Source organism: Novosphingobium aquae, assembly GCF_037572715.1.
Taxonomy (GTDB): domain Bacteria; phylum Pseudomonadota; class Alphaproteobacteria; order Sphingomonadales; family Sphingomonadaceae; genus Novosphingobium; species Novosphingobium aquae.
Genome location: NZ_JBBHJY010000005.1, coordinates 66,946 through 81,477, shown reverse-complemented (window position 1 = coordinate 81,477; position 14,532 = coordinate 66,946). Strand labels below are relative to the sequence as shown.

The window sequence follows — 14,532 nt, the reverse complement described above, 5'->3', positions numbered from 1 at the left end:
GATGGCCGATCTGGTCAGGCCAGCAGTGCCTCGTCAGTTACACGGTAAAGCAGCGCCGCGCCCGATTGAGCGGCAGAACGTAGCCCGAGAGCCTCGGGGACGATGCAATCGAGATAGAAGCGTGCGGCGGCCAGTTTGCCGGCTATGAAGTCCGGAGAATCGCCAGTATTCTTCACCAACTGGGCCTGACGGGCCATCAGCCAGCCTGCGGTCAGTACCGAGACCATGCTCATGAACGGATAACTCCCGGCCAAGCGATCATTGACCGGCGCGTCGATCATCCAGCCCGCAACATCCTCTACCGCATCCGCCAGGGCGGACAGTGTAGAGGAGTTCAGGTTGTCAGACCTGATTTCCGCGACCAGGCTCGCCAGCCCTGCGCCGCCGTCAACGACAAGCTTCCTCCCAACCAGATCGGCAGCCTGAATGCCGTTCGTGCCTTCGTAAATCGGCATGATACAGGCGTCGCGGTAATGCTGGGCCGCGCCGGTCTCCTCAATGTAGCCCATTCCGCCATGGATCTGCACGCCCAGTGCCGAAACTTCGCAACCGACATCCGAGCCATAGGATTTGACGAGCGGGGTCAACAGGTCTGCTCGCGCCTGCGCTCGGGCGTCGCCAAGGACTGTACGGTCAATTTGTCCTGCTGCGTAATAGAGCAAGCCGCGAGCGGCCTGTGTCAGTGCATTCATTCGCAGCACCATGCGGCGGACGTCCGGGTGGCCAATGATTGCCACTGGTTCTGCACCAGAGCTGCGGTCGGCTCGCGGTGACTGCACTCGGTCCCGGGCATAGGCAAGCGCGCGCTGCCGTGCCCGTTCCGCCACTTGGACACCCTGATTTCCGACGTTGATCCGGGCATTGTTCATCATTGTGAACATTGCCCGGAGCCCGCCATTTTCCTCGCCTAGAAGTTCGCCCAGACAATCGTCGTTATCGCCGTAGGACATAACGCAGGTGGGTGATGCGTGGAGACCCAGTTTGTGCTCGATAGACACGCAGTGAACATCGTTAGTGCTGGCCGGATTCCCAGCGGTATCCATTCGCTGGCGCGGCACGATAAAAAGGGAAATTCCTTTTGACCCAGCCGGTGCCCCCGGAGTGCGGGCTAGTACCAGATGGATAATGTTTTCAGTGAGATCGTGCTCGCCGAACGAGATAAAGATCTTCTGGCCCTTGATGCGGTAGCGGCCATCGCCCGCAGGTGTTGCCAAGGTTCGCAATGCGCCGACATCCGATCCCGCCTGGGGTTCGGTGAGGTTCATCGTGCCCGACCATTCGCCACTGACCAGCTTTGGAAGCCAACGTGCCTTTTGTTCGAGGGAACCATGAGTTTCGATCGCTTCTACCGCGCCGGCCGTGAGCATCGGACCGGCTGCGAAGCCAAGATTGGCGGCACTCAGCGTTTCCAGCACCAGAGTGGCTAGGCTGAACGGCAGACCCAGTCCGCCGTATGCGGCCGGCGCGGCGATGGTCCCCCAACCACTCTCGATAAAGCCCGCATATGCTGCACGGAAGCCTCCGGGCATGATGACCTTACCATCTGACCACCGAGGGCCCGGATCATCCCCAATGCGGAGCAGGGGGGCGAATTCTCCTTCGGCAAAGGCCGCGCTGCCCTCGACGATTGCCTCAATCAGGTCGTCGGCAAGGCCGGGGAAGCGCTCATCGCCAATCAGATCGTGGACCTTGGCAATGTGTCGCAGAAGTAAGCGCTGCTCGGCAGTCGGAACGGAAAATGTCATGACAATGCCCTCCCGCCAGCCTACTTTCGTGTGCCGAGGAGATTACGCGCGATGACCCATTTGTGGATTTCGGTTGCGCCGTCGTAAACCCGCATTGTGCGCAGTTTCGCCTGCATCAGTTGGAGCGGCATTTCTTTCGTCATGCCCATGCCGCCAAAAGCCTGCATGGCCTGGTCGACAACGGTGTAGGCCATTTCGGTGGCATACCACTTGATCATGCTGATCTCGGAACGCACGTCTTGGCCGTTGTCGAGCTTCCACGCGCATTCGTAGGTCATCAGTCGTGCGGCATGGATTTTGGTGGCAGCCTCGGCTACCCAAAACTGTATCGCCTGGCGTTCTGATAACGGTGATCCGAAAGTCGTGCGTTGCGGTGCATACTCCACGAGCATATCCAGTGCGCGCTGCGCCATTCCGATTGACCACGCGGCCATCTGGATGCGCCGCGTGCCGAGGCGGGTCTGCATCGGCGCAAAGCCTTGGCCTTCGACCCCCAGGAGCTTCCAGCCTTCGACGCGGCAATCGTCCAGTGCGATTTCATAGGTCGACTGGCCGCCAAGCATGGGAATACGGCGCAACACGTTGAAGCCGGGTGTGTTCCGATCGACTAGGAACGCGCTCATGCCGCCGCGTGCGCCCTTTTCCGGGTCCGTCACTGCCATCACGATCGTGAAGTCTGCCTCGTCGGCGTAAGTGATCCAGATCTTACGGCCGTTGATGATCCAGTCGTCGCCATCGCGGACCGCGCGCGTTTTTAACATGGCAGGATCGGAACCAGCGCCGGGCTCCGAAATTCCGATGGCTGACTTTGTTTTTCCAGCTGCCAGAGGCACAAGATAAGCTTCGCGCTGACGATCGTCGACAGTGGCAATAAGCATGCGCAGGTTAGGGGAATCTGGCGGGAGCACGTAAGGAGTAACGGTGTATCCGATGGCTTCCTCGATACCGACCATTGCGACCATCGGCAGATCAGCGCCGCCCATGCTCTCCGGCGCATCAAGGCCGAAAAGGCCAAGTTCGAGCGCTTTGGTATCGAGCGCGGCCTGCTCTTCCTTGGTGACGTACATTTCCTTGCCGGACGCCTCGCGATCCATAACGGCCGTTTCAAGCGGCATCATGAAATCGCGGACGAACTTCGTCACGAGGTCCTTCACCATCTGGTGTTCCTCGCTTAGTTCGAAGTGCATGGCCGATCCTTTCCCATCGTTGGCATCCTCGCCGAATATCCGAACGTCTTGATTCGTCGGCTCGGGCGTCACCGCTCACAAAGCAATTTATTTGATGATCGTCAAGTTAGTGCTTGACAGATTTGGCGTGTGTCCGCCTAAAATGCATGGTGAAGGCCGCTGATTGCGCGACGTAGATCACGCGAAACGGCACTGTTGGCATAGGAGTTGGATAAATGCAGGAAGCGTGGATTATCGATGCTTGCCGCACACCTCGGGGTATCGGAAAGATCGGCAAGGGCGGACTTGCCGAAATCCACCCGCAGCAAGTTGGTGCAGCTGTTTTGCGGGCGCTGGCTGAGCGTACCGGCATTGACACTGCAGATGTGGACGACATCATCTGGGGCAACGGTCAGCAATCTGGCAAGCAAGGCAACGACCTCGGCAGGATGGCGGCGCTGGATGCAGGCTACGATCCTCGTGCCAGCGGGGTGACGATTCACCGATTCTGCGGATCGAGCCTGACCGCGGTCGGCCTTTGCGCCGCTAAGATCATGGCTGGAATGGAGGATCTCAATATTGCAGGTGGTACCGAGCTGATGTCCTATCGCAAGCTGGTCCCCCGCGACCCTGCTGTTCCGGCGTTGCCGGATGCCGGCAACACGCGTCTGCGGAGCCGGCACCCGCAGACGAACCAGGGGCTCTGCGCCGACGCGATTGCGACACTGGAAGGCATTGATCGCGAAACGCTCGACGAACTAGCGTATCAGAGCCAGCAGCGGACAGCGCGGGCAATTGCCGAGGGCCGATTCGATCGCTCACTGATTTCTGTCAATCATGAGAACGGTAGTCTGGCACTCGACCACGAGGAGTATCCCAGACCGCAAACCACGCGCGAAGGATTGGCAGGACTGACCCCGTCTTTTATCGATATGGCGAAAACGGCGTTTGACAGCAGTGGGATGACCTTCGAGGACCTCATTTTGCAAGTCTATCCGGACCTCAAGCTCAACCATGTTCACCACGCCGGCAATTCATCGGGCGTTGTGGACGGAGCAGGGGGATTGCTATTGGCGTCACCCGATTATGCTCGTGCCCACGGGCTTTTGCCACGCGCGCGTGTAGTAGCCATGGCAGAACTCGGCGACTGTCCCACGCTCATGCTCAATGCCCCGGTACCGGCAACGAGGAAAGTGCTCAAGAAAGCCGGGCTGACGCCTGCGGACATCGATCTGTGGGAGGTCAACGAAGCGTTCGCCGTGGTGCCAGAGAAGTTCATTCGTGATCTTTCGCTCGATCGCAATAAGGTAAACGTCAATGGCGGGGGCATCTCGCTCGGCCACCCAATCGGTGCGACGGGAGTTATGCTTGTCGGAACTTTGCTCGATGAACTTGAGCGACAGGACCTCAAGCGCGGCCTTGTGACGATGTGCGCTGCGGGCGGCATGGCCCCCGCGTTGATTATCGAGCGCGTCTGACTAACGACAGGGGACTAGTTGGTCACCTGGCCGAGTGCACTGCTTGCTTCTGTTCGGAATATTTGCCCAATAGCAGTAAACATGGCCCACCGATCAGGAACATCACCGCTGCCGCAGCAAAGCCGACACCATAGTCGCCAGTTTGATCGTAAACTGCGGAAAAGGCCATGGGCGCTGTGCCGCCGGCAAGAGCTACGGCCGCATAGAGATAGGAATAGGTGCGCGCGAACATGTGCGGCTTGAAATAGCGTGAAGTCAGAAAGGCCATCAAATCCAGTTCGGCCCCGGTCGCAGCACCAATCAGGATGGCTGCGAAAATCGCGACCGGGAATGTCGGCTCCATCATGAGGAGAAAGCAGCCAATGGCGGGAGGCGTCAGGAACAGCGCGCCAATCGCTGGTGCCCAAAAGCGGTCTGACAGATACCCGACGAGCAGCCGCCCGATGATCATCGATAACGCCAATATCCCTTGTGCGATCGCTGCCCGCTCGGCCGTGATACCGCCATCGGTCAGCGCCGGAATGAAGTTGGGGATTATGCCTACAACTGAAAAATAGACGCAGAACACTGATACCAGAATGACCCAGTAGCGATAATTGAGGAATATCTCGATGGCGCGAACAGGTGGGGGCAGATCCGCCGACGCAGCCGTCCCGCCTTTAGGCTTCGCCATGTTTTCATGTGGCCGGAACAGCAGGAAGATGATCGGCAATGCGATGAGAAGTGGAAAGGCCGCCAGAGTAATGTATCCGGTCCGCCAGCCATAGGTAGCGATGGTCCAGACAAGCAGTGGCGGCAGGATGATGCCCGAAGCGCCAGTACCGGAAAGGGCGATCGCCAGTGCCAGCCCGCGTCGCCTGTCAAAGCGGGCCGCGATAGCCCGCGACCAGACGATAAAGCCGCATCCTGAACCTACCAGCGCCGCGGTTGCATAGCCGACATAGAATAAAACAAGGCTGTTCGCCTGCGAGACGAGGACAAAGCCCACCCCAGTGCCTGCCATGCCGAGCAGTGCAAGCCAACGCATAGGCATGCGCTCGAGCAACACACCGGTCAGGACGACACCGATGGCACTCACGCCTTGCCCAAAGAACAGAGATGCCTGAATTGCGGTCCGGCTCCAACCCATCTCGGCTTCGATCGGCTTGATGAACGGACCGATTGAATGCGTTGCGATTGTCGCCATGCAAAAGGCGCAGCCGAATATCGATGAAATCAACAGACCCCAGTTCTGTCTAAACTCACCGGACCTCTCAGGTGTGGCTTCAAGCGGCGGGTGGGTCAAAAGTTCTCTCCAGATACCGTTTTATTGTGTTGAGAGGGCCGATTGTTACCGTCAGGCGCATTCATGCGCAGCCGCTTACGGGCTGGCATGTCCAACGTCTTCGCTGTACGCTTCGAGCACCCCGTCGGCGAGTAGCTTCTCGATCTTCGCGTTGTCGAAACCAAATAATTCTTGGGCTATAATAATGCTATGTTCGCCCTGCATTGGCGCAGGATTTTGGTGCGGCAACGAGAGTCTTTCTGCGTTAACGACGAGATTTTCGGCGTAGAAGAACTCATCGATTTTGGGATGCGAAACCTGTCGCAGAAATTCGCGTTCGCGGTAATAAGGGTGCTGCGGCAGGTCAGCCACCCGCAACATCGGCGCCGCGGGAACCCCCTCGGTCTGCAAAGCTAGCGCGGCGTCGTCCGCCGTCCGGTCGGCAAGCCATTCTTTTAGACCAGCATTGATGAAATCAATTTCGGCAAGCCGCCCGTGACGGCCGAACAGCGCCTGATTCTTGGCTAAATCGTTGCGGCCGATGACGCGGCAAAGCGCTTGCCAGTCCATATTGTCTCGAACGGTGATGACGCACCATTCGTCTTCTCCGGCGCAGGGAAATACCCCCCATGGGGCATCTGGCTGCGAAAATTTCTCCACCGTATGACCGCGCTCTCTTGCCGATATGCAGGCAATCTCTGTAGCCATGTGCCCAAGCATGACCTCAGCTTGGGCGATGCTTATCGTGCCGCCTCGGCCCGTTTCAAGGCGGCGTAGAAGAAGAGCGAGTACGCCGGCGGCGCCAATCCGGCCACAGACATGATCGGGGTAAACCGTCAGCGCATCGCTGAAGCTCGTCGGGTCGTCGGGGTAACGCCATTGCAGGCTTAATCCCGCTGCAGCCCGCACCAATGGCCCAAAGCCCATCCGTCGGCTTTCGGGTCCAGTCGGTCCGAACGCGGAACTGTCGACGATGATCAGCTTTGGATTGCGGGCGAGCAGGGCCTTGGGCGCCAGACCAAGCGATTCGAGCGTCCCCGGCTTGAAGTTGGACAGGATCACGTCGGCCTTCGCGGCGAGATCGTGAAATAGCGCCTTGCCCTCATCAGAGCGCAGATTGAGGCCCAGGCTGCGTTGGTTGCGGTGGCCGACAGCAAAACTTACGCTGATCGGCTCGCCGCGAGTCTGGCGGCTGCCGTCGGGAAAACTGGCGTTCTCAATCTTGATGACATCCGCGCCGAGGTCTGCGAGTAAGCGCCCTGTTTCGGCACCGACCACTATAACTCCAAGGTCAAGCACCCGTAGTCCTGCCAAGGGGAGCTTGCCAGCAAGGCCGGAGTCGCCGGCGGAATGTGTAGTTCGGGCCGGCCAGCCTCGAGCAATAATGTCCTGACCGCTTCCCGCAGTCGGCGGTGGGCCGGCAAGGCCTGCACGCTTCCCGTCGAACTCGATAATTCCGTTGGGAACTGTAACCGTCACACTGCTGACTAGTTCGACTTCCACCAAGGCGGCTCGACTTGTGAACTGGGAAGCGGACAGCGCCTGATCGAGCGAGAGGACAGGCGAGAGCGGCACTCCGCGCTTTTGCGCTTCAGCTTGCAGTTCTGCGCTGGACTTTCCAGCGAACAGCGCCGCTATGCGGGGGATCAGGGTTTTTGATTTGTAGCGTGCCCGCAGCGTGTTGAACGCCGGATCGGCGAATTCCTCGGGCCGGCCCAACCAATCGAACATCGCCCGCCACTGACGTGGAGCCAGCATGCATATGCGGACATAACCATCGGCACAGGCGATTATCGGGTACTGAAATCGCGCTTCCGGCCTGCCGCGTGGAAGCTTGCTTGCCGGTACGCCTTGCGCGGCGCTGCCCGAACTACCGTAGCCGGGGTCGAGCGCCGCTGCCGCGCCATCGAGAAGCGAGAGGTCAAGCCAGTCTCCTCTACCCTGCACTAGACTTGAATAGCGCGCGGCAAGGACCGCAAGTAGGCCTTGGCTAGCCGCGCATTGTAACCCTAGCTCTCCCGGGGGAAGCAAAGGCTCCCGCCCTGGCAAGCCAGAGCGCGAAAGTTCACCGCTCATCGCATGCAGAACCGGATCAGTCGCCTGCCACTCTGTGAAACTTGTTGTCGCTCCAAACCCGCTAAGGGACAGGACGACCAGCGCAGGATTGGTGCGGCGCATTGCTTCGATATCGAATGGCCTGAAGCGGTCGCGGCGCACTCCGAAGTCCTCAATCAGGATGTCGGCCGTGCTCGCTAATAGCTCGAACTCGGCCTTGTCGGCTGGTTGGTTGAGGTCCAGCGCGACCGAATCCTTGCCGAGATTGGCGACGGTGAAGGAGAGCGAAATGTCTGCGATGCGAGGCTCGGCAAGCCTGTCGGCGGCACCTGAACGCGGCTCGATGCGAACGACGGTGGCGCCCCATTCTGCCAACGTGCGCCCTATCGATCCTAGCGATCCCTCGACGAGGTCGAGTACGCGCAGTCCCTTTAAAGGAAGGCTGTTGACTGCGCTGTTCACGACGCGACCCCGCGCGGTGCAGCAGCTGCGCACATGAGCGGAGTCCAGTGAGCAAGCCCATCGGGCTGGAGAGTCACTGTCCCGGCCACCCCCACTGCGTTGCGATCAGATGACTGCAAAAGCGCCAAGGTGTCGCGATCTTCTGCTGGGACGCTGGCCATCGTCCTCTCTCCTGCGGGTGTGCGTAGGACGAGAGTTCCTTGCAGCGGCTCGCCGTCGCGTGCGTACTTGACCGTGAATGCCTCAATTGCGGCCGGCCCAGAATAGGCTTCGCGAACTGCGGGTGATGGACCGCGCAGCGCATCGGCTTGTGCCTGCACTGATGGATCGGACGACAAGACATGTTCCGGTGGTTGGGTTCCAAGCAGGACGGCGTGATGCTTGGTAACGTATCCTCCCTGACCGTAGAGCAGACCGATAGCCCCACGGTTAGTTCGCAATGCGCGGACCATCGCACAGATCGCATGGCTCATGTAGTTGTGGAGCGGTCCACCGAAAAAGGTCAGTCCCCCTGCCACGCTCGGCACGGCCTCTTCGGGATCGATGGCTAGAAACCGCAAGGCCATCTTGGGCACGACAGGGAAGCAACTGTAGAGTTCCATGTACGAGACCGCCGCAACACCGCCTGCCCGCTCGATCACGGTGCCGAGTACTGCCTCCTGAGCTGCGCTGCGGTCATAGCGGTCGCGGTGAAGGAAATCGTCCGGCTCGTTCGCTGCGGCTCCGCCTATAACGTAGACTAGCCGTTCCTCGGCGATACCTGCCGCGCGAGCCTCCGCGAGTGTGGTGACTATAAAGGCAGCCGCCTGGTTGACGGATGGGTTAGCAACCATCAACTTTGGATATGGCCAATTTATTAAACGGTTATCGGAGTCAATGGTGCTGATCTTTTCTGCGCTGGGTGCGTCGGAGATCCAGGCGAATGGGTTGACGCTCGCTACTTTTGCATAGCGTTCCCACAAACGCGCTGACTCAGTGTGAGCAGCAGCTGGAGTTTGGTTCCAAGCGGCTTGGCTCGCTGTCTCGTACAACGGATAGATACGTGAGGGTTCGAGCATGTCGTAACGCTCGGCAAGCGGGCTGCGAACGGTCGACAGACCAGGGAACTCGACTGAGTCGGCGGGCGCAGGCATTGGTGTCCATGGCAATTCAATGCGGGCCCTGCGCGCTCGCGTTCGCGCGTTTGTGGCTTCGCCGCCGATGATGGCGCAGGCCTTGTGCTCGCCGCTGATCACCCTCAGCGCGGCTTCGTGCAGCAGCCGGACTGGTGTCTCCCCGCCGCGCCGACTGTTCACGGCATGAGCCGGGGCGATACCGAGGCGCGCGCAGATGTCACGAACCGGATCGTGATATCGCCAACTGGTCAAGGCTACGAGGTTGATTGAATCGAGCCGCTTGAGCCAGCCATCGCCTGCATCTTCGCCAGCCTCGCGGAGCGCGCGCGCGATGAGCTCGGTCGGCTCAGGCACTTGCGCCGGGTCGCGATTGTGATCGGTCACCTCACCGATACCAACGATAACGGCAATTTGTTGCGGGGGCAGCATCTCCGTCGATTCTCCACTCTTAGGAGCCTGGGCTCAGTGCTGCCCTGCGCCTTTGCGCCAAGTCGGGCTGGCTCTCAGGTGAAAACTGATCGCAGCATATTTGAAGCTCGTCAAGTATATGCTTGACAGCCGGCGCCGCCTGCGATCAATTGGCAATGACAAAAGTGAAAGCAGTCTATGGATCGCTGGGAATTCGGCGGCTGCTGATAGGTGAATAGAAGTTTTCCGGGCCAGCCCACCCGGTTTCGGAAAAAACGCCGAGGAACCAGACGCATGATAGATCCGATCCTTCTCGAGGTGCTGCGCTGCAAATTCGAGGCTATCGCAGATGATGGCGCTCGTACGATCATCCGCAACGCGATCAGCCCGGTCGTTGCCGAATCGAAGGATTGCTCCTGCGCGATTTATAGCGCGGAAGGCGACCTGATCGTGGGCGGCGGGAAGGTGCAGATCGCATTTCACATTGGAGGCAAGGGCATCCGTGTGATCAAGGAGCGTCACGGCGACACGGTGGCGGAAGGCGACGTATTCCTGGTCAACGATCCTTATAACGGCGGCGGGCTCCATGCTCAGGATGTGATCGTCCACATCCCCGTCTTTCTAGATGGGCGTCTGGCGGCCTGGGTGGGCGCTTCCGCTCATATGATGGACATGGGCGGAATGGTTCCCGGCTCGTTCTCGACTTCGGCCACGGAAGTCTACCAGGAAGCGTTCCGCATGCCGCCGGTGCGGCTCTATCGCCGCGGCGAGGTGCAGGATGACATCTGGGCGATCCTGCGCAACAACGTCCGCCTTCCTGACGTGGTCGAGATGGACATGCGCTCGCTGATCGCCGGCGCCACGGTGGTTTGCAACCAGGTGCTGCGCGTTATCGAAGATTACAGCGAAGATGTCTTCCGGGAAGCTGTCAAAGCGTTGTCGGATCTCACCGAGGCTGAAGTGCGCCGCCGCGTGGCCGAGCTGGAACCCGGTGTCTACTCGACACGCAGTTGGACCGAATGGACCGACGAATTTTATCTCGTGCCTTGCGCCCTCAATGTTGAAAATGGGCGTTTGATTTTCGATTTTCGGGGCGCGTCGCCTCAAACAAAACACTACTTCAATTCCAAGCCGGACGTCATCAAAAGCATTCTTGGCGTCGGGCTTGCACCGTATCTCGCGCGAGGGCTCCCATTCAATGAGGGGCTGTTTCGCGCATTCGAAGTAATAACAGACCCGGGCTCCATTCTGGACGCTCAGCCCCCAGCACCGATTGGCGGGCCCCATCTTGAAGTTGGCCAGAACGCCATGGAAGTGGGCATCCGCGCGCTTAATTTAGCAATCGCTGCGTCCCCGGATGCGCGCGCGCACAGCCACTTGTCGGGCCCGCCCTCCAGCTCAGGCTCGGCGTTGCACACGCTTTCGGGCCTTGGTCTGAAGGGTGAGCCGCAGAGCTGGATCATGCTCGAGGGTGCACTGGGTGGAGCTTCTGCGGCGCATGATCGCGACGGCATCGAGTTTTCTCGAGAGCTTGTTGGCAACGGGCAGTTGATTGATTTGGTTGATGTCGAGGTTTTGGAGTCCTGGTATCCGATCAAGTTCGAAGGGCGGCAGCTGCGTTCTGGCACGGGCGGGGCTGGCGAGTTTTGTTCCGGACGCCCCACGTCCTTCGCGTTTACGGTGGATGGGACAAACGAACTGAGCCTGACGATCATGGGCAATCGCGAGCGTTTGCCGATCGCCGGATCAGCCGGTGGATTGCCGGGCAACATAACCAGATTTACTGTTCGCCGTTCAGCGGATGGGAGCGTCGAGCCACTGGCCTGCCACCAGGATGGTATCCATCTCGCGCAAGGCGATACGCTGATGTTAAGCGTAAGCAACGGCGGGGGATGGGGCGATCCGCTCCTGCGCGATCCCGCGCTGGTGGCGCGCGATGTTGCACGCGGGCTATTTTCGGCAGAGGAAGCGGTGCGGGTCTATGGCGTCGTCGTGGCCGATGAGTTGGCGACTGAGGCCAAGCGCGAAGAAATACTGGCGGAGCGACTCGGCGCAGCGGAATCGGCGCCACGGCCGCTGTCTTGGACGCCAGACTTGCTTGCAGCAGCGGAAGGTTTCAATGGGCCGATTGCGGCAGGCGTTGAACAGCGTGGATCAGTCGCGGTCAGCAGCCGTTCGGGTTCGCCCTTGGCACTAAGTCCGGACAATTGGATGGATGGCTGCCCGAGAATTCACAACTTCACCACGACGCATCCTGATGTCGATATTGTCGCTTACCTTGATCCAGCAACCGGCCATTTGCTCTTGGTAGATGTGGTGCCGGTGGGGACGGGTTATAGTTCGTCCTCGGTGCCAAATCGGTGGGTGGAACCGGCCTTAACGTTGGAGGCGACCGAGTAAGGGTCCGCCCATAATCGCCGAGTTGGGTGGCTGTCGCGGCTTATGTCGGACAGTTTTCCGGCTGACGGGTGAGTTTCTGCCGAGATAATACTTGCAGTGTGTCAAGTTTGTGTTGACCAGCGACGATTTCTGATTATTCAATTCGCTTAGACTAAAACGGAAGGGGTGCCTGGGTCGACGAGCCTCCAATGCCTTGGGGATGGACGTATCGTCGGGGCTGGCGGCTGCTGTCGCTGCATCTTTCTTCCGCGGAGTTGTGATTTGTTCGGCGACTCGCAGCACATTTGTTGTGTCGAAGGGGGCTGGCTATCCGGACCGGGAGTAATGTTTTGCGTAAAGCTGCTAGCCCTGACGCATACCGCGACAGTTCCATCACCACCTCAGGTTTCGTGATCGGCATCGACGTAGGTGGCACATTTACCGACGCAGTGTGCAGCGACGGTGAAACCACCTGGCGCGCCAAGTCTCCGACCAATCCGGCACGCTTCAGTGACGGCGTGATGGGTGCTTGCGCTATGCTAGCGCAACAGGCTGGCCTGACGCTGGGCGATTTAATGTCGCGCGTTGTCCGCTTTGGCCTTGGCACCACCGCGGTTACCAACGTGCTTGCGACCAAGCGGGGGCGTACGGTGGGTCTGTTGACAACGAAAGGGTTTGAATTTCACCTCCACGCCATGCGCAACCACCGCGATGTCCAAGGCGGGTGGATCGAACGCTTTTGGATGCCGATGGAGCCGGAGGCAGTGCGAGGCATTGACGAACGGGTCGATCGCTACGGGCAAGTTTTGAAACCGCTTATCGCGGACGAAGTCATTGCGGCAGCAGCCGACCTTATCAAGCGCAATGACGTGAATGCCTTCGCCGTCTCCTATCTTTGGTCGTTTCGTAATCCTGCCCACGAAGAACAGACAGTTGCCCTGCTAAGGGCGAAGTATCCGTCGATGCCGGTCTACAGCGGTGCAGAGCTGCGTCCCATCATGCGCGAGTATGAGCGGACAACTTTGGCTGTTCTGAACGCTTTTGCCGCAGACGCTCTAGATGGCATCGAGGAACTGGAGGAGCAACTGAAGGACCTTGGGCTTACCTGTCCGATGCTTTTGCTGCATTCGGGCGGCGGTGCGATCAGCGCCGAAGAAGCCCGGCACACCCCACTCGCACTGGCTTCTTCAGGGCCCGCCGCCGGTTCAGTTGCTGCTGGTGAGATCGCGGTTGTGGCCGGCCTGCCTGATGCGATCTGCTGCGACATGGGCGGGACGAGCATCGACGTGGCTGTGGTGACGAACGGCATTCCGGAGCGCCGCCATACTGCCGATATCGGTGGCATCGTTACGGGGCAGTCGGCGATCGACGTGGAGTCGGTGGGCGCTGGCGGCGGTTCGATCGCGTGGATCGATGATCGTGGCCTCCTTCGGGTGGGGCCTCAGTCCGCCCGAGCAACGCCAGGTCCAGTCTGCTATGGCCGTGGTGGCACCGAAGCGACGGTTACCGATGCAATGGTTTTGCTTGGCTACATCGATCCGGCCTCGTTTAACCGCGGCGGCATGACATTGGATGTCGAAGGTGCCAGGGCAGCCTGCGCGCGCCTGGGTGAGCGGCTCGGAATGGATGCGATGGGTATCGCCCATGGCATACGTGAAATCGCGCTCGCTGAAATGAGCAAAGCGATGCGAGCTCGAATCTCCTCTGGCGGGCTGGATGCCCGCCGCTATGGGGTCATCGCTTTTGGCGGCTCCGGCTCGTTGTTTGCTACAGCCATGGCCAAGGAGCTCGAATTGCCTTGGGTGCTTACGCCAGCCTTGGCTTCGGTGCTTTCAGCCTATGGCGCGGCCACTGCTGATATTCGGCGTGAGCGTGCGCGGGCGGTCGACGAACTGCTGCCGCTTGAGTCGGACCACGCCACCACGGTGTTGAAGGACCTGATGGAGCGCGCCGAGGAAGATCTCGTCGCCCAGAACGTTACTCCGGCAAACCGATCTTTGTTGTGCGAGGCTGAAGTCCGATTTCATCGTCAGAACGCATCGCTGACGTTAACGATCGAGGGAGACATCGATTCCGACGATTTGGCGACCCGATTCCGAACCAGCTACGCGAAAAATTTTGGTGTCAGCAGCCTTACGGCGAACACACCTATCGAGCTCTCCACTTTACGGGTGACGGGCGTCGGCAAGACTATTCGCGCGGTGCTCCCGCAATCGCCGCATGTCGAAGCGGGAGGCGGGTTGAATGCGATCGGCAGTCGAGACATTTATCTCGATCCCGACCATCCGACGGCCGTTCCAGTTTATGCGGCGGTCGATTTCCGCACAGGGCACCGCTTGGAAGGTCCGGCACTGGTCGATGTTGGTGATACGACGTTGTGGGCGCCAGCGGGAACGAGCGTTGAGCTGATCGCGGGCGGAACGCTCAAGACGACGATCGCCTCACGAGGTTGAGGAGGGT

The 14,532-nt window shown here is 59.7% G+C and carries 8 protein-coding genes; 3 read left to right on the top strand and 5 right to left on the bottom strand.

The window, feature by feature from the left end; all coding sequences use genetic code 11:
* Positions 1-14: 14 nt before the first annotated feature.
* Together WG900_RS11000 and WG900_RS10995 are read right to left on the bottom strand one after the other, a co-directional pair.
* Positions 15-1,745: an acyl-CoA dehydrogenase gene (locus WG900_RS11000; RefSeq protein ID WP_339967103.1), complete on the bottom strand. Its 1,731-nt coding sequence runs from the start codon at positions 1,743-1,745 to the stop codon at positions 15-17.
* Positions 1,746-1,765: 20 nt separating this feature from the next.
* On the bottom strand, positions 1,766-3,004 hold the full coding sequence (locus WG900_RS10995; RefSeq protein WP_339967101.1) for an acyl-CoA dehydrogenase family protein: 1,239 nt from the start codon (positions 3,002-3,004) through the stop codon (positions 1,766-1,768).
* Positions 3,005-3,147: 143 nt separating this feature from the next.
* Here WG900_RS10995 and WG900_RS10990 point away from each other — a divergent pair, with 143 nt between their 5' ends.
* Entirely contained in the window at positions 3,148-4,389 is a 1,242-nt protein-coding gene (locus WG900_RS10990; protein ID WP_339967098.1) for an acetyl-CoA C-acetyltransferase, read from the top strand.
* A 22-nt stretch (positions 4,390-4,411) separates the two neighbouring features.
* On the opposite strand, the gene WG900_RS10985 is transcribed toward WG900_RS10990, so the two are convergent.
* From WG900_RS10985 to WG900_RS10975, 3 genes are all read right to left on the bottom strand, one after another.
* Positions 4,412-5,575, bottom strand: a complete 1,164-nt coding sequence (locus WG900_RS10985; protein WP_339967096.1) for an MFS transporter — start codon at positions 5,573-5,575, stop codon at positions 4,412-4,414.
* A gap of 174 nt (positions 5,576-5,749) precedes the next feature.
* The gene (locus WG900_RS10980) at positions 5,750-8,170 is read right to left on the bottom strand and encodes a CaiB/BaiF CoA transferase family protein (RefSeq protein WP_339967094.1); all 2,421 of its coding nucleotides are present in this window, start codon (positions 8,168-8,170) and stop codon (positions 5,750-5,752) included.
* Positions 8,167-9,714 carry an acetyl-CoA acetyltransferase gene (locus WG900_RS10975; RefSeq protein WP_339967093.1) on the bottom strand — a complete coding sequence of 516 codons (1,548 nt, stop codon included), beginning with the start codon at positions 9,712-9,714 and terminating at the stop codon, positions 8,167-8,169. The genes WG900_RS10980 and WG900_RS10975 overlap by 4 nt, the downstream gene beginning before the upstream one ends.
* A 273-nt stretch (positions 9,715-9,987) precedes the next feature.
* Between WG900_RS10975 and WG900_RS10970 the strand changes: the two genes are divergently transcribed.
* Together WG900_RS10970 and WG900_RS10965 are read left to right on the top strand one after the other, a co-directional pair.
* A complete protein-coding gene (locus tag WG900_RS10970) occupies positions 9,988-12,093 on the top strand; it encodes a hydantoinase B/oxoprolinase family protein (protein WP_339967092.1) in 2,106 nt (701 codons plus the stop codon).
* A gap of 329 nt (positions 12,094-12,422) precedes the next feature.
* Entirely contained in the window at positions 12,423-14,525 is a 2,103-nt protein-coding gene (locus tag WG900_RS10965; RefSeq protein WP_339967091.1) for a hydantoinase/oxoprolinase family protein, read from the top strand.
* The last annotated feature ends 7 nt before the right edge of the window (positions 14,526-14,532 follow it).